Raw genomic sequence first — 24,350 nt, forward strand, 5'->3', positions numbered from 1 at the left:
GCCTGGCTCCACACCTACAATCACCACCGCGGACACACCGCACTCGCCGGCCAACCACCCGCCAGCCGCGTCCCCAACCTCACAGGACAGAACAACTAGGGCGCGTATCTGGTTGTGATCAATTTGCGGGTTCTGCCCTGGTGGTGGGCCCTGGTCCGGTAGATCGTGTTGTATGACGCGAGTGCAACTGGCGGACGCCGAGTGGGAGTTCATCGAGCCGTACCTGCCGGTCGGTGAGTACGGCCCGTACCCCGAGCGGTTGCGTCGGCAGTTCGAGGGCGTGATCTGGCGGTTTCGGACGGGCGGCCAGTGGCGGGAGGTGCCGGGCGGGTTCGGTGCCTGGTCGACGGTCCACAACCGCTTCCGGCAGTGGAGGGACGCCCGGGTGTTCGAGGCCCTGCTGGAGGGTGCGATCGCGGAGGCCGCGAAGCGTGGTGAGGTGGACCTGTCGCTGGTCAGCGTGGATTCCACGACCGTTCGGGCCCACCACGACGCCGCCGGGATGCACCTGGACCCCGACACGCTCGCCGACCTGGAGAAGGCCGCCGAGGAGGCGGAGAAGGCCCGGCAAAAGGGGGCGGCTCGGAGGGACAAGACGGGCAGGGCATCACAGGCAACCCGGAGCGGGACGAGCGGCGACGTGTCCGCCGCAGACGCCGGCTCCGGCTGAAGGCCGCCCTGCTCGGGCGCTCCAGGGGCGGTCAGACCAGCAAGGTCCACGTCGCCGGCGAGCGCAGGTGCCGTCCTCTGGCCTTCGTCCTGACCGAGGGGCAGGCTGCCGACAGCCCGCAGTTCATTCCTGTCATTCGGAAGGTTCGGGTCCGTGGGCCCGTCGGCCGTCCCCGCACGCGGCCCGACGCGGTCGCCGGGGACAGGGCCTACTCGTCCCGCGGCAACCGCGCGTACCTGCGCAAACGCCACATCAAAGCGGTCATCCCGGAGAAGAGGGACCAAGCCGCCAACCGCAAGAAGAAGGGCCGCGGCGGCGGCCGCCCCGTCGGCCACGACACCGAGCTCTACAAGGACCGCAACACCGTCGAGCGCCTGATCAACAGGCTGAAGGCCTGGCGGGGCATCGCCACCCGGTACGACAAGAAGCCCGAAAGCTACCTCGCCGGCCTCCACCTTCGCGGCGCGATGATCTGGATCAAGGACCTCACCAGGACCACCCCTTGATCATGACCAAATACGCTCCCTAGTGGGCAGGGGCCGGGGCCTCGGGGTCTGAGCTGCGGCGGGGTGTTCGCTGCTGGTCCGTGGCGGGATCGGGCGCCGCGGGGGTGGGGTTGCGGCGGGATCGGGGTGCTGTCGGCAGGGCGGTTGCTGGGCAGAGCTGTTCGTGTGGGGGGTCTTCTTGGTGGGACGGGGGTGGTGTGCTTCGGTCGTGATCCGGTCGGCGGGGTTGGGCTGCAGCCGGTCTGGTGGGGTGCGGGTTTTCGGGATGGGGACGGGCGGGGTGCCGGTGCGGGTGGTCCCTGCGGGCGGCCCCGCCCCAACACGGGCCCGGCCGCAGGGCTGCCGCTTTCCTTGCTACCCCGCGGGAATGCGGCAGTTCCTGCCGTCGGGTCCGCCCCCTCGGCGGGCCTGACGGCAGGAGTACTGGTGGAGCGGGTTGCGGGTCAGCCGATGGCGACGTCGTCGAGGAGGAAGATGGTCGACAGGTAGGCGTCCTCGGTGCCGGCGAACTCCAGCTTCACGTTCTTGCCCTTGTAGGCGGACAGGTCGACGGTCTTCTGGACGTACCCGGCGGAGGCGTTGGCGTTGGAGTAGGTGGCCAGCGTGGTGCCGTTGACGTTGACCTTGAGGGTGTCGTAGGCGGTGTAGCCGGATTCCTGGGTGCTGACCTTGAGCCAGAAGGTCAGCTTGGGGGTGCCGGTGGACGGGACCGCGATGTTCGACTGGGAGAGGGACTCGATCGCGGAGGTGCCGTAGCCCATCATCCAGGCGTACCAGGAGCCGCCGTGCGCGGGCTGCAGGGTGGAGTTGGAGATGTCGTTGTCGCTCTGGGTCCAGCCGGCGGTGCCCTGTTCGAAGCCGCCGTTGGTCAGGGCGTTGCCGCTGGGGGCGGTGCTGGAGCTGGAGGGCGAGGGGCTGGTCGAGCCGGACGGGGACGGGGAGGGGCTGGTGGAGGAGGAGGGCGTCGGGGTGGGGCTGCCGGTGCCGGGGTCGGGCAGGGCGGTGCCGACGCTGACGGCGGCCCAGGCCTTGGAGACGATGTACCGTTCCTGGGAGTTGGTGCCGTACAGGTCGGCGGCGGCGCTCAGGGTGGCGGTGCGGGCGCCGGCGTAGTTGGTGGTGGAGGTCATGTAGGTGGTCAGGGCGCGGTACCAGATCGCCGCGGCCTTGTCCTTGCCGATGCCGGCGAAGGTGTCGCTGTTGCAGGTGGTGCCGTTGTGCGAGCGTCCGCCGATGGTCTTGGCGCCGGTGCCTTCGGCCGCGAGGTAGAAGAAGTGGTTGCCGATGCCGGAGGAGTAGTGGACGTCCACCGACGAGGCGCTGGAGGTCCAGCAGCCGAGGCTGCTGCCGTCGGAGGCGGGGTTGTCCATGCGGCGCATGTAGCCGCCGGACATGTTGAGCTTCTCGCCGATGTAGTAGTCGCCGGGGTCGGCGGCGTTGTCGGCGTAGAACTCGACCATGGTGCCGAAGATGTCGGAGTTGGCCTCGTTGAGGCCGCCGGACTCGCCGGAGTAGTTGAGGTTGGCGGTGGCGGAGGTGACGCCGTGGCTCATCTCGTGGCCGGCCACGTCGAGGGCGGTGACGGGGGTGTTGCTGTTCTGCGAGGAGCCGTCGCCGAAGGCCATGCAGAAGCAGTCGTCGTCGTAGAACGCGTTCAGCAGGCTGGTGCCGACGTGCACGTACGCGGGGGCGCCCTTGCCGTCGTTGCGGATGCCGGAGCGGTTGAAGGCGCTCTGGTAGTAGTCCCAGGTCTTGGCGAGGCCGTAGGAGGCGTCGACGGCGGCGCTCTCCCGGCTGGAGGTGGTGCCGGTGCCCCAGGAGTTGGTGGTCTTGGAGAAGGTGCGGGCGTTCTGCTTCGGGCTGGTCTCGGGGCTGTTGTACGAGTCGTAGACGATGGTGCCGCCGTGGGCGGCGTCGGTGAGGGTGTAGCTGCTGCCGGTCTGGGTGGTCTCGATGGAGACCTGGCCGACGGTGGTGCCGTTGCCGGTGCCGGTGATGCCCTGGTGGAGTTCGTACTGGTCGAGCGGCGCGCCGCTGGCCGCGTCGACGATCACCGCTTCGCGGGAGCCGGCCCCGGCCTCGCCGTCGCCGGTGACGGTGGAGCGGTAGGCCAGGACGGGGATCTTGCCGACCGCGTAGACCACCAGGGTGCTGCCGTCCGAGGCGCCGGTCTTGGCGTTCCTGACGTGCTTGGCGTGCTGGGCGGCCGCGGCGGAGGCGTCGGAGGCGCTGAGCTTCGGCGTCACCCCTGCCATCTTGATCGCGCCCTGGTGGGCCTGGTCGGAGCCGGTGGGCTTGCCGTCGGCGCCGTAGTGGACGACCAGGTCGCCGCCGATGACCGGCAGGCCGCGGTAGGTGCGGTCGTAGCGCACGTGCCGGGCGCCGTCGGTGTCGAGGAGCACGTCCTTGGCGACCAGGCGCTCGTCCGCGCCGAAGCCGAGCGACTTCGCGGCGGCGGCGGCCTCCCGGTCGGCGGTGCGCAGCGCCTCGGCGCGGGTGTCCGCCGTCATCGCCTTGAACCCGGCGCCGGGCCGAGCGGTGGAGCTGTCTGCGGCGGCGGTGGACTGGGTGGCCACGACGGTCAGGGTGCCCAGGGCGAGGGCCGCGGCGACGGCGGCGGCCAGAGCGTTCTTGTGGGACATCACATTCCTTCCGCCGAGCCGGGTTGGGGGAAAGACCGCAGGACGTCATCTGGGGGGTGGGGGGCGTTCGGCAGCAGTTGGCTCGGCTGTGGCCATGAGGCTAGGGAAGGCGGGGGTCCGCTGAAATCAGGGGAAACCCTTGACCTGGACCGGAGCGGCAGCCATGTCGCACGATGGCCCGATGCCAGACTCTGCAACGCAGTTGAGCGTGTTCCAGGAACCGGTCGGCACCGTGCTGCCGGCACTGCCGGACGGCGTCCCCGGGGCCCGCCGGGTGGTGCTGTTCGGGCCGCCGGGGATCGGCAGGACCACCGCGGCCGGCATCCTGGCGCGGCGGCTGGGGCTGCCCGTGCTGCGGCTGGCCCCGGGCCCGCAGGACGCGCCCGTCCCGTGGACCGGGCTGCTCGAACTCGCCCTGGCCCTGCAGCCGCTGCCCGCCGCGCGGGAACTCGCCGCGGCCGTCGACGAGGCTGCCGACTCCGAGCCCGCCGGGGCTTCCCTGCGGCTGCGCCGGCTGACCACGGCCCTCCTGCGGGAAATCCCGCCCCTGACCCTGGTGGTCGACAACGCGCAGTGGCTGGATCCGGCCAGCGCGGCCGTCCTGCGCTGGGCCCTGCGCCTGACCCCCGACCTGCCTGTGATCGCCACCGAGCGCACCTGGCGACCCGGGACCGAGGGCTACTGGAGCGGCGAGGACGTGCACGCGGTGCGTGTCCCGCCCCTGACCGCCCACCAGCTTTCGGCCCTCCTCTCCGCCCGTCGGCCCACCCACGGTCAGGTGGCCCGGATCCACCGGCGCAGCGGAGGCAACCCGGCCCTCGCCCTGGCGCTCGCCGACGCCGCGGACCCGGTGGCGGACCGGGACGGCGACGACGAGGCGGCACTGCCTCCGGCGGCCCGCCGGGTGGTGGGGGAGTGGCTGGACAGCGTGTCCGAGGAAGCCCGGGACCTGCTGACCCTGGCGGCGCTCGACGACCGGCCCGACCGCAAACTGCTGGCCCGCCTCGTCGGCCCGGCCGCCGGCCACCTGCTGGCCGAAGCCGAGGCCGCAGGGCTGGTCGACCTCGAACACGCCGACGGGAGCGTGCACTTCACCGCCTCCGCGATCGGCGTCGAGCTCACCGTCGCTCTCACCGACACCGCCCGCCGACTGCTGCACGCCCGCCTGGCCGAAGCCAGCCACGACCACCTGCGCCGTGACCGCCACACCGCACTGGCCGCCGACGCCGATGACCCGCGCACCGCTGACGACGCCGCCCGCGCCGCCGTCAGCGCCCGCCTGCGCGGCGAACACGCGCTCGCCGCCGAACTCTCCCTCCTCGCCGCCCAGCGCACCCCGAAGGAGGACACTGGCCTGCTCACCGAACGGGCCCTGACCGCCGCCCGCGACGCCGCGCACTACGGCGACCTGCACCGCGGCCGCACCGCCGCCCGCCTCGTCCTGGCCCACGACACCAGCCCCGCCCGGCGCGTCGACACCCTCCTCGCCCTCATCGACGCCAGCGGACAGCACCTGAACACCGCGGACCACCTGTTCGCCGACGCACTCAACGCCGCAGCCGGACGCCCCGACCTCGCCCCTCAGGTCCTCATCCGCCAGTCCATCTGGGCCAACGTCAACGACGGCGACCCCCACAAGGCGTGCGCCCTGGCCGAACAGGCCGCCATCCTCGCCGAGAGCACCGCAGACAGCGCCGCCGGCGCCATGGCGCTCACCCTGCAGGCCCGCTTCCAACGCATCCTCGGCCACCCCGCAGCCGGGACCACGCTCGCCCGCGCACTCTCCCTGCCCCACGACCCGCACACCCCCGCCAACGGCACACCCCAGCACCTCGCCGCCCGCCACGCCCTCTTCGACGACCGCCCCGACCGGGCCCGCACCCTGCTGCTGCCGCTGCTCGTCGAAGCCGAACGAACGAACGACGCCGAAGCCACCGTCGACATCCTGCGCAGCCTCGCCGAAACCGAACTGCGCGCCGGACGCTGCGCCAGGGCCCTCGAACACGCCCGCCGCGCCCAGGCCCTCACCGACCGCACCGCCCTGTCCCCCGCCCCCGCCTGCTACACCTCCGCCCTCGTCGAAGGCACCGCCCACAACACGGACGCCGCCCTCGCCCACGCCCAGCGCGGAATCGACACCGCCCGCCACGAGGACAACAAGGTCTTCCTCTCCCGCAACCTCTACGCCCTCGGACACATCCTCCTGGCCGCCGGCCGCCCACAGGAAGCACTGGAGGCCCTGGAAGAAGTCCGCACCCTGGAGGAACAGCAACAGGTCCGCGACCCCTCCGTCCTGCGCTGGCACCCCGACCTCGCCGAAGCCCTCATCGCCCACGGCCGCCTCGACGAAGCAGACGTCCTCCTCACCGACACCCGCCGCACCGCAACCGACCTGGGCCGCACCTCCGCCCTGCCCGCGCTCGACCGCTCCCAAGCACTCCTGGACGCCGCCCGCGGCAACCACGACACCGCCGCCCGCCGCCTCACCGAAACCGCTGACCGCCTCCACCACCTCCCCCTCGAACACGCCCGCACCCTGCTCGCACTCAGCCACACCGAACGACGCGCACGCCGCCGCGCCAGCGCCCGCACCGCCGCCCAAAGCGCAACCGACCTCTTCACCACCCACCACGCCCACCCCTGGACCGACACCGCCCAACGCACCCTCCACCACCTGACCCACAACCCCCCGGGCCACCACACCGGCCCCCTCCTCACCCCCGCCGAACAACGCTGCGCCCAACTCGCCGCCACCGGCGCCAGCAACCGCGACATCGCCGCCACCCTCACCGTCAGCACCAAAACCGTCGAAGCCACCCTCACCCGCGTCTACCGCAAACTCGGCCTGCACTCCCGCGCCCAACTCGCCCACACCCTCGCCACGGCGCAAGAAACACCCGCTGGCATGCTCCACCATCAAGACCGGAGCAACAACGACGCCTGGCCCTGAACCGAGAGCATCGGGGCGGCCCCAACCAACAGGCCGACTGGGGAAAGACCACCACGGTACGAAGCACGAGCGGCGGAAGCGTCACTCGAGCGCGGACAGGACCTGGCGGGCCGACGCGACGGCGACAGCTCGCAGCAGCCCCCTCGTCCGCCCCTGCGCGCTCGGAACGGACCGACGCAGGAGAAAGCGCCTGCCGGGCCGACAGCGCAGGCGGCACGCCCCGGCCCCGGGTGCCGGCCTCACCCTCCGCCGTCGGGGTCGGCGAGGGTGAAGTCGGCGCAGTCGAAGCCGGGAGTGGCCGCCGCTTCCGCCATCTGCCGGTGCGTCAGGCTTGCCAAGCCCACGGTGCGCGGTCGGCAGCCGCGCTCGGGCCGGGAGCGAGTGGCGTGGCGGCGCGCGATCAGGTCGCGGTGCCGTCGAAGAACAGTGCCCGGCCGTATCAGCAAGCGCATCCTGTGCAGCGTGTGCATCGGCATCCGGTGCGGCAGAGCGGCCGGAAAGGCCCGGTCGCTTGCTTCGAACCGTACGCGCTGTCCGTTCAGCTGCCGCTCTGGCACGGCGATCCGACGGTGCAGTGCGAGGACCTCCACGTCCTTGCCGTGGTCGCTCATCGGCAGCAGCCGCACGATCGCGAGCGCCTCCGTCACGCCCGGACAGGGCAGTCGCAGCAACACGGCTGATCATCATGGCGGGGTCATCGCCGGCCTCGCCAGAGCGCCGACCCGGAAACGCGGTCGACGTCCTGCGAATCATCGCTCACCGGCTCCCACCGGGGAAGATGAGGTGATCGGCAAGGGTGCGGTTGACGACGGCCCTGCCGATGGCGGGCAGCTGCCGGCCGATCCTCGGTGCCGTGCTGATCGCCCCCGTCCTACCGAAACCGCAGGACCACTTCGTGTCCACCCCGGTGCGGAGGCCCCTGACGGCCATCACCCGTTCGGTGACCGTGGCCGCAGGCCGGTTCGCCCCGGGCCACCTGGGAGAGCTGACCGCCGTGCTGCCGTTCGAGCTGGTGGACGCGGTGCTGGCGGAGACGCGCGCGTTGCAGCGGCGGCTGCGTGATCTTCCGTCCCGGGTCGGGATGTACTTCCTGCTCGCGATGTGCCTTTTTCCCGAGGTCGGCTACCGGCTGGTCTGGGACAAGCTCACCTGCGGCCTGGCCGGGATGCCGGTGGCACAGCCGAGCGCGAAGGCCCTGCGGGACCTGCGCCGTCGGCTGGGGACCGCGCCGGTACGGTCGCTGTTCGAAGTGCTTGCAGGTCCGCTGGCCCGCCCGACGACGCCGGGAGTGCGCTTCGGCACCTACCGGACGGTGTCCTTCGACGGCTGCAGCTCGCTGCGGGTACCCGACTCGCCCCGCAACCGGGCCTGGCTCGGGCGGACTGCCCATCACGGCTATCCCACGCTGGAGCTGATGACGCTGGTCGAGACCGGGACGAGGTCCCTGATCGGAGCGGTCTTCGGCCCCACCGACGAGGGCGAAACCGCCTACGCACGACGGCTGCTACACCTGCTGACGCCGGACATGCCTGTGTTGTGGGACAAGGGCTTCGACGCGAACGCCTTCCTCGCCCAGGCGACGGCAACTGGCGCGAAGGTCCTGGGCCGGCTCCGCAGCAACCGGCGCACCCCGGTCCTGGCCCGCCTCGACGACGGCTCCTACCTGTCGGCGATCGGCGCTGTCCACGTCCGGATCATCGACGCCGAGATCACGGTGACCTGCGCCGACGGCACCGTTTTCACCGGTTCCTACCGGCTGGCCACCACGCTGACCGACGCCCGCCGCCACCCCGCCAGGGCACTCGTCAGCCTCTACCATGAGCGCTGGGAACACGAGAGCGCGTACTACGCGCTCTGCCACACGATCCTGGCCGGCCGGAACCTCCGCTCCGGCGACCGAGGCCGGCCTCGAACAAGAGATGTGGGCCATGCTCACGCTCTACCAGGCCCTGCGAACCATGATGGTCGAGGCCGCCGAATCCGTCCCCGGAACCGACCCCGACCGTTGCAGTTTCGCCGTTGCCCTGCAGACCGCCCGCGACCAGGTCGTCCGGGCCGCCGGGATCCTCCCAGACGAGCCTGGCTCCCTCGGGTTGATCGGTCGGCGAGTGCTGGCCCGACTCCTTGCGCCCCGCCGTCACCGAACGAGCACTCGCAAGGTCAAGTCCCCGATCTCCCGATATGCCGAGCGGCGCAACGACGGCCGCCCCGACCGGAGCCTCACCATCACCGACCCCACCGTCGCCATCCTCGATCCCGGCCCGGAACACCAGCCTTTGCCCCCGGTCTCCCGCGACGACCGCCACACCGTCCCGGCCCAGCGCCGACGGCACCGCGTCCTCGCCCTGCTGCAGGACGGCCCGACCCGCCTATGGAGACCCGCGGAGATCGCCGCCCACTTCGGCGACATCACCCTGCACACGATGTACAGGCAGCTCTCCCGATGGGCCGGCAGCGGCATCATCCACAAGATCGGCCCCGGTCTCTACGCGGCGACAAACTGGACCTCAACCCCCTTGCCGCCAGCGGAAATCCGTTAACTTCCCGGCCTTGGGCGAAGGTCCCTCGTCACCTCCTTCGGGCACGTGGACACCGGAGAGAGAGCGTGCGGGTGCCGTCCTGTCCGACCGGGAGGGCACTCGCACGATGACGCGCCGTGGCCGGCCTCCGGTCACCGGACGGGCCGTCGGCGGTGACGGTGGAAGGGACGGTCCTCGGGCAGGCCCGTCACCGGTTGGGCGGTGGAGCGGATGCCGGGGGTTCACGAGTACCGCTTCGGTTGGGGCGACGTGCTCGTCGAGGGTCTGTCTGCCGCACGGCGCGGGAAGCGGGGGCGGTGGGCGCGGACCGGAGCCGCCCGGGGCGATCGGCCGGTCTGATTCGTCGGTGTCGGCGGGCTGGGCGCGTCTACATGCGTTCCTTCCAGCCCGCGCGGACCAGCCAGCCGTTGACCGGCCAGGCGGTGAAGAAGCCGAGGATCATGGAGAGTTGCATCATCAGCCAGTAGGCGGCGCTGGTCTTGGGCAGGCCGGGGGCGAACAGGACGCCCTGGTAGAGCCACATGCCGAGGAACAGGCCGACCTGGAAGGCCAGGATCGACAGGGTGTCGGCCTTGATCGCGGCCCACAGGCCGCGCAGCACGCCGAGGTCCTCGCGCATCGGGACGATGGCGAAGTACTGGAAGGCGATGCCCAGCAGCCAGGCGAAGGCCAGGTCGAGGGCGAAGTCGGCGTACAGGGCCCGGTGGGCGATCGTGGCGCCGGTGGCGAAGACCAGCCACTCGGCGATCAGGTCGCCCAGCGTGCAGCCCGCCCCGCAGTGGGCCACCGCTTTGGCCCGTACCTCCCACTCCGGCAGCCGGTCCGGATCGGGCGGGCCGTGCCGGTCGACCTCGGGCCGGGCGCTGCGGCGGCCGCGGGTGGCGTGGAACCGCCACGCCGCGGGGCCCCAGTACAGCGCGGTCACCGGGTAGACCACGTTCATGATCCACATGTGCTGGCGGCGGCCGCGCACCACGATGTCGACGGTGATCGCCAGGACGCTGAGGAACGCCGAGCCGAGGGCGATCCAGGCGACCGCCTCCAGCCACGGCGCGGGCTGGGTGTGTGCTTCCACAGTGCACCTCCGGCGCGGCGGCTACCCGACGGCGGAGGCCCGCAACACGGGTGTGGCGCACGTTCTCCTGTTGCCTGAGGCGCGGGCGGTGCCGCACCGCGGGCGGGTCATCCGGGCAGTCTGGTGTGCAGCCGGACGGTGGTGCCGGTCTGCGCGGTGGAGCGGATCTGGACGAGGTCGCAGAGCTGTTGGACGAGCCAGAGCCCGCGGCCGCCGACCTGGTCGACGGTGGGCCGGAGGCGGCCGACCAGCGGGTCCTGGAGGTGGCCGGAGTCGTGGAACTCGCAGATCAGGTCCGTGCCCTCCACCCAGGCGCGCAGGACGCCCCGGCCGCCGCCGTGCTTGATGCTGTTGCCGGCGACCTCGCAGGCGGCGATCAGCAGTTCGCGCAGGCGCGTGCCCTCCAGGCCGTGCCGGCTCGCGCAGGCGGTGACGTGGGCCCGCACCGCGGCGAGCCGGCCCCGCTGGTAGGGGAGTTCCTCGTGATCGGCCGAGGCCGTCAGTTCGGGGAAGGCGTACGGCTCCTGGACGTAGGAGCTGTTGGGGCCGTGGGTTCCCCCGTTGAGGAGCAGGGGGTGGCAGCGCCGGGCCGCCTCCACCGCGGCGGGTTCCAGCGTGGCGGTGTCGTAGGGACACAGCAGCCACCAGGCGGGGGACTGGGCGAACGCGAGGTTCAGCAGCCACTCGTGGTACCCGAACTCGGTACTCTCGGCCGCGGAGGGCTCGCTCCACTGGGACTCGCTGATGCCGCGCACCGGGTGGCCCTCCGCGGCCTTGGAGACCCAGTCGCGCCAGGCGGGGATCAGTCGGCCGGGGTTGCGGCCGAGGGCGGCGGTGTCGAGGAACGTGACGCCTTCGGCGGCGTCGGTGCCTTCCAGTTCGGTGCGCAGCATGCGCTCCTTCGGCTCGGCGACCGCGACCAGGACGAGTTCGCTCCCGGCGTGCGCGTCGTGGATGAAGGACATGGCGCCCTCGAGGAACTGGGCGTCCCCGTCGTAGGGGTACAGCTCGTGCCGGAACGCGGGGTCCTGGGCGGGGCTCTCCGGGCGCGTCGTGCTGTTCTCGCTCACGGTGCCAGCTCCACGGGGATCTGCGGGACGTCGTAGCCGAGCAGCGACCAGCAGTGCCGGAACGTCTCGTCCGCCTTCTCGATCACGATCCGGCGACCGGGGGCCTTGCAGGCCACGTCGACCAGGGCGCGCATGCCCGCGGCGTCCACCAGTTCGAGGTCCTCGCACAGCAGTCGCACGGTGGCCGAGCGGGCGGCCAGTTCGTCCAGGGCGGTGCGGAAGGTGTCGGCGCTGTCCGAGTCCACCACGCCGCTCACGCTCCAGCAGTCCGTTCCCGCGCTGTACATCCGAAACCCTGGCACCTCCGCTTGTGTGCCCAACTGGTGCGGATGTACTCCGATGGCCTGCTCCAGGAGGCCGGGTCGGAAGTCGGCGCCGTGGTAGGCGCAGACGACGACGGCCCCTCTGGCGAGTACCAGGGCGTCGAGTTCCAGTTCGTGCCGGGCGATCTCCTGCGGGCTCGCGCCGCGGGGCCACACGCGGTCCATCCGGGCCAGGACCCGCAGCGCGCGGAAGCCCTGGCGGGTCGCGGCTTCGGCCTCCTGGCGCACCAGGTCCAGCAGCGCCGTCGCGTTCCACGCGGCCCCGTCCGCCCGCTCGGCGACCGGATCCACGACGACTTCCCGGGATGCGCCGTCCAGTGACCACCGGGTCTCGGGAGCGCCGATGAGCAGGACCTTGTCGCCGAAGAGGGCTCCGTCGGCGGCGAATGCCCGGGCGGTCGCGGTGAAGTCGTCACCGGGGCCGACCAGCCAGCAGACGTGATCGCCCGCGTCGACGGGATCGAGGGTCGCCACAGCACGTGCGTTCCTCACGCGCCCTCCCTCCGCCCCGGGCTCCTGCGTGAGCATCCTATCGGCCGCGGCTCCCAGGAACGGAGGAGGCAACTGGAGCCTCGACGAGGAAAGCGTCCCGCCTTCGTGGGCGGTCATCAGAGGTCGGTAAGCCACCGCGCCACTGCTTCCCGGGGCCGGGCCCTGCCTGCTGGGAGGCGGCCCGTGTCCCGCGCGTCCGCGAACCGCACCGCACCGGTTCGGCACGGGGCGGTTGTTCGTGGGAAGCCGACCGAACCGTCCGGGCAGGAGCGGTCGTGGTGCCTGGGCCTCCCCGCCCGTGCGGCGACGTGGGACACCGCGGTCGGTGAGGGCGTCTCGGTCCGTGTCCGCGCGTTCGGCGCTGGGGACCTGGGCCGCCGCGAACGCGGAGGACGTCGCCGCCGGGGCCACGGTGGCGGAGGATTCGGCGACGGCCATGGCAGGGAGTCCTCCGGTTTCGGAAAGGCCGATGTCACTCGCCGACCAGACTTCCCGGCACACCAAGCGTCAACGTTAAGTCAGAATCGAACCCCGGAGCGTCAAGAATCCGTTAAGACGGCCCTGGAGTCGGCTCCCGCGTGCGCAGAGCCGCCCAGGCACCGGATTCCCCGCAGCGCCCCTCCCGGCCCGCCGGAGGCGCTCGGGCCGCTGCGGCGCGTGGTGCCTCCTGCTGCACCTCGGGGTCCGGTCAGCGGAAGATGCCGGTGTGGCCGAGGGAGTAGCGGCCGGGCTGGGGGTAGACGCACAGTCCGTGCGGGCCGGCGCCGACGGGGACGCGGGCGAGCAGGTGCCCGTCGTCGGTGGAGATGGCGTAGACCTCGGCGTCGTAGCGGCCGCTGAGCCACAGGACCTTGCCGTCGGCGGAGACGCCGCCCATGTCGGGGCTGCCGCCGTCGGGGATGCGCCATTTCGCGGTCAGGGTGCGGGTGGCGAAGTCGAGGACGGAGACGGTGCCCTCGTCGCGGTTGGAGATGTAGAGGCTGCGGGAGTCGCGGCTGACGTAGAGGCCGTGGGCGCCCTTGCCGGTGGGCAGCAGGGTGGGCGGTCCGAAGGCGTCGCCGTCGAGCGTCCACACGCCGCCGGCGACCATGTCGGCGACGTACCAGGTCCGGCCGTCGGGGGAGAGTTTGACGTCCTGGGGCATGGAACCGTGCTGGGGGAGGGCCTGCTTGGCGAGGACGGTCATGGAGGCGGTGTCGACCTTGAGGAGTTCGCCGGAGAACTCGCAGGAGACGATGAAGTACCGGCCGTCGGGGGAGAAGTCGGCGTGGTTGACGCCCGCGCAGTCGGCCGGGACGGACTTGGCCACGGCCATGGTGTGGGCGTCGCGGAAGACCAGTTGCCGGTCGGCGGAGGCCATGACGACGGCGTACTTGCCGTCGGGGGTGAAGTACAGGTTGTAGGGGTCGTGGACGTCGACGGTCTCGCCCGTCTTCCCGGTCGCGGGGTCGATCGGGGTGAGGGTGTTGCCGAGGTCGTTGTTGACCCACAGGGTCTTCAGGTCCCAGGAGGGGACGACGTGCTGCGGCTGGTGGCCGACGCGCAGGGTCTCGACGACCCGGTAGGTGGCGGGGTCGATGACGCTGACGGTGTCGGACTCGGTGTTGGGAACGTAGATCCGGGAGGGGAAGTCGCGGACGGCGGCGGCCAGTTGGCCGGGACGGTCGGCCGCGTAGAGGTCGTGGGCGTCGAGCGGGGGCGGCATGCCGGGCAGCAGGCGCGCGTCCGCTTCCGCAGTGGGGGCGGCGCTGGTCTGCGGGGCTGCGGCGGGCGGGGTGGAAGGCGGTGGCGCGGCGGAGTGCGAGCAGGCGGCGGCGCCCGGCAGCAGGCCGGCGAACAGGACGAGCAGGACGAGGGCCGCACGGGGGCGGCGGAACGTGGGGCGGGCGGTCATGGCGCGAGGAGCTCCGAGGCGGTCACCGGCCGCAGCGCTCGCGCTGCGAGGCCGTCGAGGATCTGGGGCATGGCGGCCACGGTTCCCCGGTGGCCGAGGTGCAGGCTGACCACCGAGCCGGGCCGCACGCCGTCCAGGACGGTGCGGGCGACGGCCTCGGGACCGGGGTCGGTGTGGTCGAGGGAGTCGAGGTCGTAGCCCAGGCAGTGGTCGTACCCGGCGCGGCGGGCCTGCTCGGCGACCAGGGATGTGCAGTCCTTGGCCTGCGAGGGGCGGAACCAGCGACCGGGGGAGCCCGCCAGTCGGACGAGTCGCTGCGCGCACTGCGCGATCTCCGCGTAGGCGGCCTCGGGGCCCATGCCGCTGATGTCGCCGTGGTGCATGGTGTGGTTGCCCAGCTCGTGGCCCCCGTCCAGGACGCGCCGGGCCGATTCGGGCTGCTCCTGCAGCCACGTCCCGACGGCCAGGACGGTGACCCGGGCGCCCGCGGCCTCCACCTCCCGCAGCAGGTCGGCGGTGGTCCCCGCGTCGCCCTGGCCGTGGAAGGTGAGGGCGACCTGCGGACGGTCAGAGGGCCCGGAGTCGAGCCGGAACGGCAGGGCGGTGCCGCTGGAGGACGGCGAGGGGACCGGTGTTCGCGGGGCGTCGGAGCCGGGCCGGGCGGCTCGGGGCCCGCCGTCGCCCGCCGCGCGGCAGGCGGCGAGCGCCGAGCCCAGTCCGGCGGCCGCGAAGGCGCGCAGTGCGGTGCGGCGCTCCACCGCGAACGCAGTTCGGCGTGCGTCGGGGTGTGTAGGGGGCGGATTCTTTCTTTGCACTGTGCAAGAATCGGGGGACTTCCGGCTGTCCTTGAGTCCGGTGGCGCGGATTCATTCCATCGGGTGAGGGGCTGATGCGTTTCGGGTGTCGCGTCCCGCCGGGGCGGGCTTGTCGATTCTTTGCACTGTGCAATAAAATCGGTTGTGGGTGGTCGGGCGCGCCTCCCCAGGGCCGTGCTCGACCACCTCGGGGCCGAGAATCCCGCGCCGCGCTCCCCGGAGACGGGAAGCCGCCCGGAGAAGCCGAGACTGCGAGGAGCGGTGGCGTGGAACGCAACCCCACAGACCCTGGGGAGCCGGAGGGGCACGAGGACGCCGAACTGGTGGCCGCCCGACTGCTCGCGGAGGTCGCCGCCGCCAAGGCCCGCCTGGCCGAAGCAGCCAGGGCCATCAACGAGATCGACCGCTCCCTGGCCGCCGGACCGCAGCGCACCGCCTCCCGGCCCCTGCGGGATTCGTCACCGGCACCGGGGGCAGACGCCGAATAGAACCGGCAGGTGAGAGCAATGGACGCAGCAAGAAGCACGGGTGCGCCGGTGGTGGCCGGCGTTGCCGAAACAGATGCCGGCCGGGTCGTGCGCGCCGCCGCCCGGCGGGCTCGGGGGCTCGGCGCCGGGCTGGTGCTGCTGCACGCGGTCGACTGGTCGGCCCCGCCAGGAATCCATGCCTCTCCCGAGGCGATCGCGGAAGTCGTCCTCGCTCCCTGGATGGACCTGGTGCGCACCGAGTTCCCCGACGTGGAGGCCGCCCCCCGGCCTGTGGCGGGCTTCCCGGTGGGCGCGCTGGTCGAGGCGTCGCAGGGGGCCGCCCTGCTTGTCGTCGGCCACCACGCGCGGCACCTGCCGGCCCGGCTGAACCCCGGCTCGGTGGCCATGGCGCTGGCGGGCCGCACCCACTGCCCCCTGGAGGTCGTCCACCCCGGGACGATCGACCGCCCCGCGCAGATGCGCGGGGCGGTGGTGGTGGCCGCCTCGGGCGAGGAGGCGGAGGACCTGGCAGTTCTGGAGTACGCCCTCTCCGAGGCCCGCCGCCGCGGAGCCTCCCTCGGCATCGTGTACGCCGCGCGCCACCCCCAGGTCCTGACGCCGCCCCTGGCTCCCGAGGGGCAGCGCAGCCGCGACGGGATCACGGCCCAGGCCGCCCGCACGCTCCGGGCCCGGCTCGGCCCGCTGCGCGCGGCCTTCCCCGACGTGCCCGTCCGGGTGGAAGCCGAACTCGGATCCCCGGCCCGCGCGCTGCTCGCCGCCGCCGAGGAGGCGGAACTCGTCGTGGTCGGCGCGCACGGCCGCGGCATCCTGGGCCGCCTGTTCGCGGGCTCGGTCAGCTGTGAGGTGCTCCACCGGGCGCCATGCCCGGTCGTGGTCGTCCCACTCGTCCCGGAGGGCGCCGCCGCTGCCGCTTGAGCGGCAGCGGCGCGTACCTCAGGTCCGCGTGGTGGCAGTGCTCCGCGGGCGGACGGAAGGTGGAGACAGGAGCACTAATGCGCACGGGGACCCCCCGTGCCGGGCGACAGGGGACGGAGGTGAGGGGTCGTGAGCGAGGGCAATGGCTCCGGGCCGAGCGTGGTGGGAGTGGACGGATCGGCGTCCAGCAAGCGGGCGCTGCGGTGGGCAGCCCGCCAGGCGGAGCTGACCGAAGCGGTTCTGCGGGCGGTGCTGGCCTGGCAGTTGCCGTCCGGTTACGGGATGCCCGCGGACTTCTCCGACACCGACTTCGCGGGGCAGGCCCGCAGGGTCCTGGAGGACAGCACGGCCGAGGCCCTCGGCGGGCATCCGGGCGTGGAGGTGGTGTTGAAGGTCGTCCAGGGGCACCCGGCGCCGGTGCTGGTAGAGGAGGCCGAGGGCGCCGACCTGTTGGTGGTCGGCAGCCACGGCCGCGGTGCCTTCACGGGCATGCTCCTCGGCTCGGTCAGCGGCCACTGCGTCCATCACGCGCCCTGTCCGGTCCTCGTCGTCCGGGAGCCCCGCTCCTGAGCCGGACCGGTGTCCGTCAGGCGGGTGGACGGTCGGTGTCCGTGCCGTTCGGCCGGGGGCGACCCGCCGATGAGTCCGTCAGTTCGGCGGGGATGAGCCGCGGGATGCGCTGCCGGTGGCCCACCTGGCCGGTGGCGGGGTCCCAAGCAGATCTGGAACGGCGGCCCGGAAGCGGCCGTTCGCGCTACGGCGAGGACGGTGCGCCGGACGGGCCGCCAACGGAGGCGCCGACCACTTCGACGGTGTCGCCGGGGTCGATGTGGTCGTAGAACCACCGTGCGTCGCCCGCCAGCAGGCCCACGGCACCGTGGGTGGTGTTCGCCTTTCCGATGGAGGAAGGGGACAGCCAGGGCATCGAGCAGATCCAGGTCGTGGTCGCGCTGTCCGGTTGGACGAGCCGGACGCACCAGTCCGCGGTCACGCCGTCCTGTCCGCCGGAGGTGCCGTCGTCGGACAGCCCGCTCTTCGGGAGCTTGTCCTGGACCGTCATCCGTCCTGTCGGCGTCTCGCTGCCTGGGCGGCCCGCCGTGACGTCGAGCACCGTCGTGCGGCCGTCCTTGCCGGTGACCGTCATCTTGTGGCTGCCGACGTCGATGACGGCAGCGGGTGCCATGGCTCCTGCCTTGCCGATCGTCGGCGACGGCGGGGCGGCGGGCGGGGCCGGCGGCTGCGGCACCGCGCCGGACCGAAGCCCGCCGGCGATCACGGCGGCGGCCGCGAGCACGGCCGCGGACCCCAGCGCGACACGGCGCCGACGGCGCCGAAGGACACCGGCACGATGGACCTCGGCGCACGGCAGGGGGGCCGCGGACGGGGCGTCGGCGACCATCTGCCGCAGGGCGAAGGACAGGTCGTCGACGGTGTAGCTGTCGTGGTCAGGCACGGATGAGCTCCTTCTCGTCCCGGTCGGAAAGGTGCTCGGCCAGTGCGGCGCGGCCGCGGGAGAGCCTGGCCTTGACGGTGCCCTCGGCGACCCCGGTCTCCTGGGCGACCTCGGCCACCGTCAGATCGCACAGGTGGAACAGGACGATGGCCTGCCGCTGCGCCGCCGGGAGCCTGCGCAGTCCCGCGACCAGCGCGGTGTGCTCGGGCGCGGGGCCGGGCGCGTCCTCGTGGAGGTGGTTGCGGAGCACCAGGTCCAGGCCCCGGCGCGCCCGCCGCCAGCGGCTGACGGCCAGCCGCCAGGCCACCGTACGGATCCAGGCGTGGGGCGACCCGGAACCGCTCAACTGCCCGCGCCGCCCCCAGGCGCGCAGGAACGCCTCCTGCACCGCGTCCTGTGCCTCGTTCCAGTCCCCCGTCATGGCGTAGACCTGCCCCACCAGAAGGGAGAACGAGGACACGTAGAACGCATCGAACTCCTCATCGGTCATCCCGTTGCCGTTCCCGTCATTCGCATCGAACGCACGCGCGCCCGCAGGTAGTACCGACGCCGTGGGCGGCCGGTTGCATCGAATGCCCGACAGATCCGCGCCGCTTCGGCCCGCCCCGGTGTCGGGACCGCCCGGCCCCATCGGGAAGACCTGCCGCTGACAGAACGGCCTTCCCTGCGGCCCGTCAGCCGGGCAACGCCCGCCGACGGCGGAAGGGCCCCTCCGGCTGTTGCCAACTCCCTTCCGTGACAGCCCAATTGATCCTGGGTAGGGGGCTCTGCCGGTCCATGCGACCGAGGGCGCGGGGGAGGAGCGGGCGCGAGAGGGATCCGTGGAGTTCCTGGAACTGCACGGCAGCATACGTGCGGTGGGGCCCGGCGAACTGGCCGCCGTCCGCCTCACCCGGTGATCCGAGGAGCTGGCGCCGCGGCGGTTCGAGTGCGCCTGGAGGCGGCGGGTACGTGCCGGTGGAGGTGTTGGGCCCGGACTGCGGAGCGTTCGACACCGCTGGGATTGCGGGGTGCGGCGGCGGCTCGGTTGCATGCGGCCTGTCCTGCGATCCGCCTGTCGTGGCTGCGTGCGCCCGCCCCTGGTGTGCGGCTGGAGCTTCCCTGCTGCTGCGGTCTCGATTCGCGATCGGCATCCGGGTCGAGCTGCGCAGGCATTGCATGCGCAGGCGTTGCATCTGGTGGAGAGCAGGCTGGGAGTGAGGCTGCGGGCCGCTCCGCCGGGTGGCTTTCACGGAGCGGCCGGATCACCCGCCCCGGGCTCGGCGGACATGGGGGGCGATTCGTCCTCGTGTCAGGGGTGGGCGGTGCTGTCGTGTTCCAGCCGGGTGTGCAGAGTGCGGGCGAAGTCTTCGGCACGGGCCAACTGGACGCGCAGCTTCTCGACCTGTTCGGTGGCGGCCTGCTCGTAGCCGCGCACACGATCGAGGAGCGCCTGCCGCTCGTGGGCGTCGAGGGTGTCGTCGGCGTCGAGGCGGTCGGTCGCCTCCAGCAGGTCGCGCATCTGGTCGAGGGTGAAGCCGAGGGGTTTCATCCGGCGGATGACCATCAAGCGGGCGACGTCGTTCTCGGTGTAGAGGCGGAAGCCGCCCTGGGAGCGGGCGGAGGGGGTGACCAGGCCGGTCTCCTCGTAGTGGCGGATGGTGCGCAGGGACAGCTCGGTCCGCGCGGCGACCTCGCCGATCTGCATGTGCTTGCCGTCCACGCCCGCAGTCACCCGGTCCTTCTCGTCGCCGCCCGGGCGGCCTGCCAGGGCCGGCCGTTCCCTACTCTAACGTTAGGGTAGAGTCAGCGGTGGGGCGGCCTCCCGGGCTGCCCCTTTGGTATCGACGGCACCCCGTCGAAGAGCTGATTCTCGCAGAGTGGCGCGCGAGCCCGCGCCGGTCACCGCGGCCGGCCCGCAGTGACGCTTCGTCCGGTTTCCGGAGCCGCACCGCGGTGGTCGGCCCGGTCGGCAGATCCTTCCCCGCGCCCTGCCCTGCCCGGACGGGGTGCCCGAGCACGACAGGCAGCCGTTTCTTGTCCTCTCCTGCTGTGTCCCCGGCCGCGCGCCTCGCCGGTCTCAAGCCCGAGTGGCTGTCCGATCCGAAGGTCTGGCGCACGGAGGTGCTGGCCGGCCTGGTCGTCGCCCTGGCGCTGATCCCGGAGGCGATCTCGTTCTCGATCATCGCCGGGGTCGACCCGAAGATCGGCCTGTTCGCCTCGTTCACCATGGCCGTCACCATCGCGGTCGTCGGCGGTCGCCGCGCGATGATCTCCGCCGCCACCGGTGCCGTCGCCCTGGTCATCGGCCCCCTCAACCGCGAGCACGGCCTCGGCTACCTGGTGGCCGCCGTCATCCTCGCCGGGGTCTTCCAGATCGTGCTCGGCGCGCTCGGCGTCGCCAGGCTGATGCGGTTCGTGCCGCGTTCGGTGATGGTCGGCTTCGTCAACGCCCTGGCGGTCCTGATCTTCATGGCGCAGATCCCCAACCTGGTGGACGTGCCGTGGGCGGTTTACCCGCTGGTAGCCGGCGGCCTGGTCCTGATGGTGCTGTTCCCGAAGGTCACCAAGGTGGTTCCGGCGCCGCTGGTGTCCATCGTGATCCTCACCGTCATCACCGTCGGCGCGGGCATCGCCGTGCCCGCCGTGGGCGACGAGGGCAAGCTGCCCTCGTCCCTGCCGGTGCCCGGTCTGCCCGACGTGCCGTTCACGCTGCACACCCTGACCGTCATCGCCCCCTACGCGCTCGCGATGGCGCTGGTGGGCCTGATGGAGTCGCTGATGACCGCCAAGCTGGTCGACGACATCACCGAGACCCGCTCCGACAAGACCCGCGAGTCGATCGGCCAGGGCATCGCCAACATCGTCACCGGCCTCTTCGGCGGCATGGGCGGCTGCGCGATGATCGGCCAGACCATGATCAACGTGAAGGTGTCCGGCGCCCGCACCCGCCTGTCCACCTTCCTCGCGGGCGCGTCTTCGCCAAGCGCGTCGCCCACCTCGCCACCGTCACCTCCCACACCGATCCGGACGGCAGCACCGCGGTCTACCGGGTCACCGGCGAGCTGTTCTTCGCCTCCAGCAACGACCTCGTCGGCCGGTTCGACTACGCCGGCGACCCCGACAAGGTCGTCATCGACCTCACCGACGCCCACATCTGGGACGCCTCCTCCGTCGCCGCCCTCGACGCCGTCGAGACCAAGTACAAGCAGCGCGGCAAGACCGTCGAGATCACCGGCCTCAACACCCCCAGCGCCGACCTCCACGGCAAGCTCACCGGAGAGCTCACCGGCGCCCACTGACCCCCACCGCGCCTCCACGCGGGGCGAGCGAGCCGCTGTCCCGCAGGGGGCGCATCCGACACTGCCGATCTCCCGGACTCGTTGGAGTCGTGGAACTCGGAAGGACGGTGCAACGGACGGCAATGTTCGACCGGTTCCCCCGGCGCCGCGGGTAGGACGTTGCGGGCGGCATGCTGACGTTGTGGACCTGCTGCCGCTCCGCAGGCCCGGGGGAAGGAGCCGTCATGGAAGACACATGCCGGTGCGGGGCGGGCGAGTGCGCCGGTCGCCAGGAAGGCTGCGCCGCGCGGGCCCGGAGGGAGCGGGCCCCTGCTGTGCTTCCGACCGTCTCCGGCTCCGGGGCCCGGCCGCCCGGTTCGGCCGCCCGGTCCAGGGTCGCCGTGGCAGTCGTCCTGTGTCTGGTGGTCCTGCTGGGCGCGGGTGTGTGGCACGCGCTGGACGAACCGGGTCTGTGACCCCGGCCCGCGGCCTTCGGGTCCGCACAGGTCGCTGCGGCCGTGAGCGCGCAGTTGCCCGATCGGCGCCGCCCGCCCTGAACGGCTGCTCGGCGGTCGGTCAGGGCCTGTGGGGGCGCACGGCGACGAAGGGGACGTGGTCGCGGCCGACCAGGTAGTAGTCGCGGCCGGAGCCGTCCACCTTCAGTCCGCACAGGCGCATCAGGCGGCGGGCGGTGCGCGGGTGGCGCAGGGCGTAGTTCGCCATGGCGAGCCCGGACTCGTCGGGGGTGAGGGGGCGGGCGGTGGCGGGCAGGTCGCGGCCGCCGACGCGCAGGACGACCTCGGGGGTGTGGCGGACGTTGCGGTACCACTGCGAGGCGGGGCCGAAGCCGGAAGCGAGGAGGTAGTCGCCGGTGAGCGGGTCGCGCCCGGCGATCTCCAGGGCGACCTGGCGGGGGAGTCCGGTGCTGCGGCCGGTGTGGGTGAGCAGGGCGATGCGCTCGCCGAGCAGGCGGTCCAGGTGGAGGCGGAAGAGCAGGATCGGCAGGCGCAGGGCCCAGCGTCGCAGGCCGGTGGGCGGTCTGGGCGTTCTGACCCGTGTGGGCATGGCCTCCTCGATTCGGTCGGGGGTCGGCCTGTCGGCCCGCCACTCATGTTTGCATAATGCAAATGTGACTGTCTTGCATGGTGCAAAGATTTTCGGCGGCGGACGGCCGCCCCGGTGGTGGCTCGGCGGTTTCCGGCGTGCCGCGGGCGGTCGGCAGCTGCTGCTCGCCGTGGGGGTGGGTGCGGCGGCGGGGCTGGGGGCGATCGCCTTCCGGTGGTTGATCGGTGCGTTCACCCGGCTGCTGTCCGGTTTCCCCGACTACGCGGCCGCCGGCCACGCTGCCAACCCGCATGTCCCGTGGCTGGGGCGTTACTTCGTGCTGCTGGCGCCGGTGGTGGCGGGGCTGGTGTACGGGCCGCTGGTGCACCGCTTCGCCCGGGAGGCGCGCGGGCACGGCGTGCCGGAGGTAATGTACGCGGTCGCCCGGCGGGGCGGGCGGATCGCGCCGCAGGTGGCGGTGGTCAAGGCGCTGGCCTCGGCGCTGTGCATCGGCGGCGGCGGCTCGGTGGGCCGGGAGGGGCCGATCGTGCAGATCGGTTCGGCCCTCGGCTCCACGGCGGGGCGGCTGACCCGCGCCGACGAGGCGCGCACGAAGGTCCTGGTGGCCTGCGGCGCGGCCGGCGGCATCGCCGCGACGTTCAACGCCCCGCTGGCGGGCGTGTTCTTCGCGATGGAGCTGATCCTGCGCGACTTCGCCGCCGAGTCCTTCGGCCTGGTCGTGCTCTCCTCGGTGACCGCCTCCGTCATCGGGCGCGCCGCCCTCGGCGACACCCCGTTCCTGCGCCTGCCCGCCTTCCACGTCGAGCACCTGACCCAGTACCTGCTGTTCGCCCTGCTCGGCCTGGTGGCCGGGGCTGTCGGGGTGTCGTTCTCCCGGATCCTGTACCTGGTCGAGGACGCCTGCGACTTCCTGTGGCGCGGACCGGAGTGGCTGCGCCCCGCGGTCGGCGGGCTCGCCCTGGGCGGGCTGCTCCTGCTGCTGCCGCAGATGTACGGCGTCGGCTACCCGGTGCTGGAGAACGCGGTCAACGGCCGCTACGCGGTGGGCTTCCTGGTCCTCCTGCTGGCCGCCAAGATCGCCGCGACCAGCCTCACCATCGGCATCGGCGGCTCCGGAGGCGTCTTCGCGCCGTCCCTGTTCATGGGCGCGATGCTGGGCGCGGCCTTCGGCCAGAGCGCCCACGCCCTGGCGCCGGGGTCCGCGGGCCAGGTCGGCGCCTACGGGCTGATCGGCATGGGCGCGGTCTTCGCGGGAGCGGCCCGCGCTCCGATCACCGCCGTGATCATCCTGTTCGAGCTCACCGGCGAGTACTCGATCATCCTGCCGCTGATGACCGCCATCGTGCTCGCCACCCTCGTCGGCCGGCTCCTGTCCCACGACACGATCTACACCCTCAAGCTGCGCCGCCGCGGCGTCGACCTGGGCGCGCCCGACCCGCACGGCCTGCTGCGCGGCGTCCGGGTCGAAGCGGTGATGGAACCGGCCCCCGAGCCGCTCGACCTGCACACCGCGCTGACCGATGCCGCGGATGCGCTCGCCGACGCCCCGCGCGGCACTCTGCCCGTCGTCGACGGCGGCGGCTACCTCGGCGTCGTCGCCGCCGGAACCGTCGCCGAGGTGCTGGCCGCCGAGGACGCCCCCACCGTGGCGCAGGCGGTCCGCCGCCCGGCTGCCGTCACCCCCGCCACGCCGGTCGCCGAGGCGCTCGGCTCACTGGTCGACGCCGGCGGCGAAGGGCTGCCGGTGCTCGACCAGGACGGGGAGAAGGTCGTCGGCTGGATCACCGACCAGGCCGTTCTGGCCGCCCTCCACCACCGCTCGGGCCCGTCCCCGCGCTGACGCCCGGGAACCGCCGACGGGTCTTGTGCAGTCACTTTGCATAGTGCAAAAGTAGCGGTGGCGGTGTGCCCTGCCGCCGGAAAGGGGGACCATGCAGCCCCGCGGAACCGGAGTGGACCTGCTGCTGCCCGTGCTGCCGTTCGCCGCGATGGCGGCGGTCGCCGCCGTCGAGGTCTCGGCGGGCCCGGAGGTCGGCTACCTCGCCCTGTTCTCCATCGGCCCGGCCTTCGCCTGCGTCAGCGGCACCGTCCGACGCGCCCTGCTGGTCGGCGCGCTGGCCTTCGTCCTGTGCACGGCCGCCGCCTGCTACGACGGCATGCTCGGCGGCAGGCGCGCCACCGTCGCCCTCGCC

The 24,350-nt window shown here is 72.7% G+C and carries 16 protein-coding genes and 4 pseudogenes; 9 read left to right on the plus strand and 11 right to left on the minus strand.

All coding sequences use genetic code 11. From position 1 onward, the window contains the following. The first annotated feature begins 172 nt into the window (after positions 1 to 172). Positions 173 to 1,176: pseudogene (locus OO57_RS41780) on the plus strand (IS5 family transposase). Positions 1,177 to 1,619: 443 nt separating this feature from the next. Here the strand turns inward: OO57_RS41780 and OO57_RS33875 are convergent. After that, positions 1,620 to 3,818: a M4 family metallopeptidase gene (locus tag OO57_RS33875; protein WP_033256609.1), complete on the minus strand. Its 2,199-nt coding sequence runs from the start codon at positions 3,816 to 3,818 to the stop codon at positions 1,620 to 1,622. Between the two features lie 181 nt (positions 3,819 to 3,999). Between OO57_RS33875 and OO57_RS33880 the strand changes: the two genes are divergently transcribed. Beyond that, on the plus strand, positions 4,000 to 6,768 hold the full coding sequence (locus OO57_RS33880) for a helix-turn-helix transcriptional regulator (RefSeq protein WP_081974157.1): 2,769 nt from the start codon (positions 4,000 to 4,002) through the stop codon (positions 6,766 to 6,768). A gap of 239 nt (positions 6,769 to 7,007) precedes the next feature. Here OO57_RS33880 and OO57_RS33885 read toward each other — a convergent pair whose 3' ends face one another. Further along, positions 7,008 to 7,442, minus strand: coding sequence for a hypothetical protein (locus tag OO57_RS33885; protein WP_051778605.1), 435 nt, complete (start codon positions 7,440 to 7,442; stop codon positions 7,008 to 7,010). A gap of 221 nt (positions 7,443 to 7,663) precedes the next feature. Between OO57_RS33885 and OO57_RS47480 the strand changes: the two are divergent. Then, positions 7,664 to 9,308 (plus strand): annotated as a pseudogene (locus OO57_RS47480) (IS4 family transposase). 367 nt (positions 9,309 to 9,675) lie between these two features. Here the strand turns inward: OO57_RS47480 and OO57_RS33895 are convergent. The 5 genes from OO57_RS33895 to OO57_RS33915 form a co-directional block, all read right to left on the minus strand. Continuing rightward, positions 9,676 to 10,383, minus strand: coding sequence for a DUF4396 domain-containing protein (locus OO57_RS33895; protein ID WP_033256610.1), 708 nt, complete (start codon positions 10,381 to 10,383; stop codon positions 9,676 to 9,678). A gap of 107 nt (positions 10,384 to 10,490) precedes the next feature. Then, positions 10,491 to 11,453 carry a sensor histidine kinase gene (locus OO57_RS33900; protein WP_033256611.1) on the minus strand — a complete coding sequence of 321 codons (963 nt, stop codon included), beginning with the start codon at positions 11,451 to 11,453 and terminating at the stop codon, positions 10,491 to 10,493. Beyond that, positions 11,450 to 12,250: an MEDS domain-containing protein gene (locus tag OO57_RS33905; protein ID WP_051778607.1), complete on the minus strand. Its 801-nt coding sequence runs from the start codon at positions 12,248 to 12,250 to the stop codon at positions 11,450 to 11,452. The genes OO57_RS33900 and OO57_RS33905 overlap by 4 nt, the downstream gene beginning before the upstream one ends. A gap of 706 nt (positions 12,251 to 12,956) precedes the next feature. Next, the gene (locus tag OO57_RS33910) at positions 12,957 to 14,162 is read right to left on the minus strand and encodes a beta-propeller fold lactonase family protein (protein WP_051778608.1); all 1,206 of its coding nucleotides are present in this window, start codon (positions 14,160 to 14,162) and stop codon (positions 12,957 to 12,959) included. Beyond that, positions 14,159 to 14,920, minus strand: coding sequence for a polysaccharide deacetylase family protein (locus OO57_RS33915; protein WP_033256613.1), 762 nt, complete (start codon positions 14,918 to 14,920; stop codon positions 14,159 to 14,161). Before OO57_RS33915 ends, OO57_RS33910 begins: the two co-directional genes overlap by 4 nt. 323 nt (positions 14,921 to 15,243) lie before the next feature. Here OO57_RS33915 and OO57_RS33920 point away from each other — a divergent pair, with 323 nt between their 5' ends. From OO57_RS33920 to OO57_RS33930, 3 genes are all read left to right on the plus strand, one after another. Then, entirely contained in the window at positions 15,244 to 15,465 is a 222-nt protein-coding gene (locus OO57_RS33920) for a hypothetical protein (protein ID WP_033256614.1), read from the plus strand. A gap of 18 nt (positions 15,466 to 15,483) precedes the next feature. Then, positions 15,484 to 16,380: a universal stress protein gene (locus OO57_RS33925; protein ID WP_033256615.1), complete on the plus strand. Its 897-nt coding sequence runs from the start codon at positions 15,484 to 15,486 to the stop codon at positions 16,378 to 16,380. 129 nt (positions 16,381 to 16,509) lie between these two features. Continuing rightward, on the plus strand, positions 16,510 to 16,950 hold the full coding sequence (locus OO57_RS33930) for a universal stress protein (protein ID WP_033256616.1): 441 nt from the start codon (positions 16,510 to 16,512) through the stop codon (positions 16,948 to 16,950). A 184-nt stretch (positions 16,951 to 17,134) separates the two neighbouring features. Here the strand turns inward: OO57_RS33930 and OO57_RS40065 are convergent, their stop codons facing one another. The 3 genes from OO57_RS40065 to OO57_RS33945 form a co-directional block, all read right to left on the minus strand. Further along, on the minus strand, positions 17,135 to 17,833 hold the full coding sequence (locus OO57_RS40065) for a L,D-transpeptidase (RefSeq protein WP_051778610.1): 699 nt from the start codon (positions 17,831 to 17,833) through the stop codon (positions 17,135 to 17,137). Then, positions 17,826 to 18,323 carry a SigE family RNA polymerase sigma factor gene (locus tag OO57_RS33940; protein ID WP_033256617.1) on the minus strand — a complete coding sequence of 166 codons (498 nt, stop codon included), beginning with the start codon at positions 18,321 to 18,323 and terminating at the stop codon, positions 17,826 to 17,828. Before OO57_RS33940 ends, OO57_RS40065 begins: the two co-directional genes overlap by 8 nt. An 801-nt stretch (positions 18,324 to 19,124) precedes the next feature. Then, positions 19,125 to 19,535 (minus strand): MerR family transcriptional regulator, encoded by a 411-nt coding sequence (locus tag OO57_RS33945; RefSeq protein WP_199811380.1) that lies wholly within the window; start codon positions 19,533 to 19,535, stop codon positions 19,125 to 19,127. Between the two features lie 314 nt (positions 19,536 to 19,849). On the opposite strand from OO57_RS33945, the pseudogene OO57_RS41790 reads away from it, so the two are divergent. Further along, positions 19,850 to 21,114: pseudogene (locus OO57_RS41790) on the plus strand (SulP family inorganic anion transporter). 555 nt (positions 21,115 to 21,669) lie between these two features. On the opposite strand, the gene OO57_RS33970 reads toward OO57_RS41790, so the two are convergent. Next, on the minus strand, positions 21,670 to 22,158 hold the full coding sequence (locus OO57_RS33970) for a nitroreductase family deazaflavin-dependent oxidoreductase (protein ID WP_033256622.1): 489 nt from the start codon (positions 22,156 to 22,158) through the stop codon (positions 21,670 to 21,672). Positions 22,159 to 22,315: 157 nt separating this feature from the next. On the opposite strand from OO57_RS33970, the gene OO57_RS33975 reads away from it, so the two are divergent. Together OO57_RS33975 and OO57_RS33980 are read left to right on the plus strand one after the other, a co-directional pair. Further along, positions 22,316 to 23,998, plus strand: coding sequence for a chloride channel protein (locus OO57_RS33975; protein WP_033256630.1), 1,683 nt, complete (start codon positions 22,316 to 22,318; stop codon positions 23,996 to 23,998). Positions 23,999 to 24,089: 91 nt separating this feature from the next. Continuing rightward, positions 24,090 to 24,350 (plus strand): annotated as a pseudogene (locus OO57_RS33980) (hypothetical protein); the annotation flags it as partial.

Source organism: Kitasatospora phosalacinea (genome assembly GCF_000717185.1).
Classification (GTDB): Bacteria; Actinomycetota; Actinomycetes; order Streptomycetales; family Streptomycetaceae; genus Kitasatospora; species Kitasatospora phosalacinea_A.

Bases quoted from the DNA above. Each gene is read 5' to 3' on its own strand.
- OO57_RS33875 (WP_033256609.1), bottom strand. From the start codon at position 3,818: ATGTCCCACAAGAACGCTCTGGCCGCCGCCGTCGCCGCGGCCCTCGCC.
- OO57_RS33880 (WP_081974157.1), top strand. From the start codon at position 4,000: ATGCCAGACTCTGCAACGCAGTTGAGCGTGTTCCAGGAACCGGTCGGC.
- OO57_RS33910 (WP_051778608.1), bottom strand. From the start codon at position 14,162: ATGACCGCCCGCCCCACGTTCCGCCGCCCCCGTGCGGCCCTCGTCCTG.
- OO57_RS33925 (WP_033256615.1), top strand. From the start codon at position 15,484: ATGGACGCAGCAAGAAGCACGGGTGCGCCGGTGGTGGCCGGCGTTGCC.
- OO57_RS33940 (WP_033256617.1), bottom strand. From the start codon at position 18,323: ATGACCGATGAGGAGTTCGATGCGTTCTACGTGTCCTCGTTCTCCCTT.
- OO57_RS33970 (WP_033256622.1), bottom strand. From the start codon at position 22,158: ATGCCCACACGGGTCAGAACGCCCAGACCGCCCACCGGCCTGCGACGC.